Origin of the sequence: Bradyrhizobium sp. (assembly GCF_049512235.1) — a bacterium.
Taxonomy (GTDB): Bacteria; Pseudomonadota; Alphaproteobacteria; order Rhizobiales; family Xanthobacteraceae; genus Bradyrhizobium.
Window position 1 is genome coordinate 1 of record NZ_JBEKXH010000700.1, and the last position, 2,676, is coordinate 2,676.

2 protein-coding genes are annotated in these 2,676 nt (G+C 65.7%); both read left to right on the forward strand.

The features are described from left to right. The coding region (gene kdpB, locus ABSG20_RS34130) for a potassium-transporting ATPase subunit KdpB (RefSeq protein ID WP_423868841.1) at positions 1-1,613 on the forward strand (1,613 nt) is incomplete at its 5' end. A 177-nt stretch (positions 1,614-1,790) separates the two neighbouring features. Continuing rightward, positions 1,791-2,396, forward strand: coding sequence for a K(+)-transporting ATPase subunit C (locus ABSG20_RS34135; RefSeq protein WP_423868842.1), 606 nt, complete (start codon positions 1,791-1,793; stop codon positions 2,394-2,396). The last annotated feature ends 280 nt before the right edge of the window (positions 2,397-2,676 follow it).

The window sequence follows — 2,676 nt, forward strand, 5'->3', positions numbered from 1 at the left end:
TTATTCGAGAGTCCGGCGGCGACCGTTCCGCGGTGACCGGCGGCACGAAGGTCCTTTCGGACCGGATCGTCGTGCGCATCACTGCCGAGCGGGGTCAGACGTTCATCGACCGGATGATCACCTTGGTCGAGGGCGCCAATCGTCAAAAGACGCCGAACGAGATAGCCCTGACGATCCTCTTGGCGGTCCTCACGATCGTCTTCATTCCCGTTGTCGTGACCCTGGTCCCGTTCGGGAACTACGCCGGCGCCTCGGTCTCGGTGGTCATACTCGTGTCGCTGTTGGTCTGTCTAATCCCGACGACGATCGGCGCGCTGCTCTCGGCGATCGGCATCGCCGGCATGGACCGGCTGGTGCGCTTCAACGTGCTGGCGATGTCGGGCCGCGCGGTCGAGGCCGCCGGCGACGTCGATACCCTGCTGCTCGACAAGACCGGCACCATCACGCTTGGCAACCGGCAGGCGACCACGTTTCGGCCGGTGCGCGGCGTCACCGAACAGGAGCTTGCGGATGCGGCGCAGTTTGCATCGCTGGCCGACGAGACGCCCGAGGGACGTTCCATCGTCGTGCTGGCGAAGGAAAAATACGGCATCCGCGGCCGCGACATGGCCGAACTGGGCGCAACCTTCATTCCCTTTACGGCGCAGACCCGCATGAGCGGCGTCGATGTCGGCGGCTCGTCGGTCCGCAAGGGCGCGGTCGATGCGATCCTGAACTATGTCGGCGATGCCGGAGCACCCCGCGCGGTGGCGTCGGGAAACACCGTTCGCGCGATTCAGTCCGCGGCGATTTCCGAGATTGCGCGTGAGATCCAGGCGATCTCCGACGAAATCGCCAAGGCCGGCGGCACGCCGCTCGCGGTCGCCAAGGACGGCCGCCTGCTCGGCGTCGTGCAGCTCAAGGACATCGTCAAGGGCGGCATCCGCGAGCGCTTCGCCGAATTGCGCCGCATGGGTATCCGCACCGTGATGATCACCGGCGACAATCCGATGACGGCGGCGGCGATTGCCGCGGAAGCCGGCGTCGATGATTTCCTCGCGCAGGCGACGCCCGAGGACAAGCTGAAGCTGATCCGCGACGAACAGGCCAAGGGCAAGCTGGTCGCCATGTGCGGCGACGGCACCAACGACGCGCCGGCGCTCGCTCAGGCCGATGTCGGCGTCGCCATGAACACCGGCACCCAGGCGGCGCGCGAGGCCGGCAACATGGTCGATCTCGACTCCAATCCGACCAAGCTGATCGAGGTGGTCGAAATTGGAAAACAGCTCTTGATGACCCGCGGCGCGCTGACCACGTTCTCGATCGCCAACGACGTCGCGAAGTATTTCGCCATCATCCCGGCGATGTTCCTCGCCTTCTATCCGCAACTGGCGGTGCTCAACGTCATGCATCTGGCGAGCCCGCAGAGCGCCATCCTGTCGGCCATCATCTTCAACGCCCTGATCATCATCGCGCTGATTCCGCTGGCCTTGAAGGGCGTGGCCTATCGCGCCATCGGCGCCGGCGCGCTGTTGCGCCGTAACCTGATGGTCTACGGCCTCGGCGGCATCATCATCCCGTTCATCGGCATCAAGGCGATCGATCTCGTCATCGCCGCCTTGCACCTTGCCTGACGCCTTTGCGAGCTGTGGAATTTTACATTGTTGTTTATGGCTGGGTGGGAAAAAACAGGGGGCGGCGCGATTGCGCGGCTCGACGGCGTGCCCACCACTTTGTTTCGCATTTGAAATGGTGGGCACGGCGCAAGCGCGCCTTTGCCCACCCTACGCACTGAGTCAAGGAGATACACCATGTTGAAAGAAATTCGCCCCGCCATCCTGATCCTTCTCGCGCTGACGCTGATCACGGGCCTCGGCTATCCCTTGGCCATGACTGCGATTGCCGGCGTGCTGTTTCCGAACCAGGCTGCGGGCAGCCTGATCGAACGGGACGGCAAGGTGGTCGGGTCCGCGCTGATCGGCCAGGAATTCAAGGACGAGAAATACTTCCATGGCCGGCCCTCGGCGACGACGGCCCCGGACCCGGCCGACTCCACCAAGACCGTTGCGGCACCGTACAATGCGGCCAATTCGGGCGGCTCCAACCTCGGCCCGACCAGCAAGGCCCTCAACGACCGCGTCAAGGAGGACGTCGACAAGCTGAAAGCCGAGAACCCCTCGGGCACCGTTCCGGTCGATCTCGTCACCACCTCCGGCAGCGGCCTCGATCCCGATATCTCGCCGGAGGCGGCCCTGTTCCAGGTGCCGCGCGTCGCCAAGGCGCGCAATATGCCGGAAGATCGCCTCCGCCAGCTGGTCACGGAAAATAGCGCAGGCCGCCTTGCCGGACTGCTTGGCGAGCCCCGCGTCAACGTCTTGGCGTTGAACCTGGCGCTCGACCGCGCCGCCGCGAAATAGGGGCGCTGCGCTGCCCGCTCTCCCCTCTCCCCCCAGAGGCCACCCCTCGCGCTGGCCTCAGGTGGGGGCAGGTGGGGGAGAGGGAGCGCATTGTTGCCGCGGGCGCCGCTGCACCTCTCCCGCTTGCGGGGGAGGTCGACACGCTCGATAGAGCGTGGCGGGTGGGGGTGCCCGCCAAGCAGCACCCTGTTCCGGGCGGGCACCCCCACCCCAGCCCTCCCCCGCGAAGTGCGGGAGAGGGAGCGCAGCATCGCAAGCTTCGATATGATTCGAACTTCGG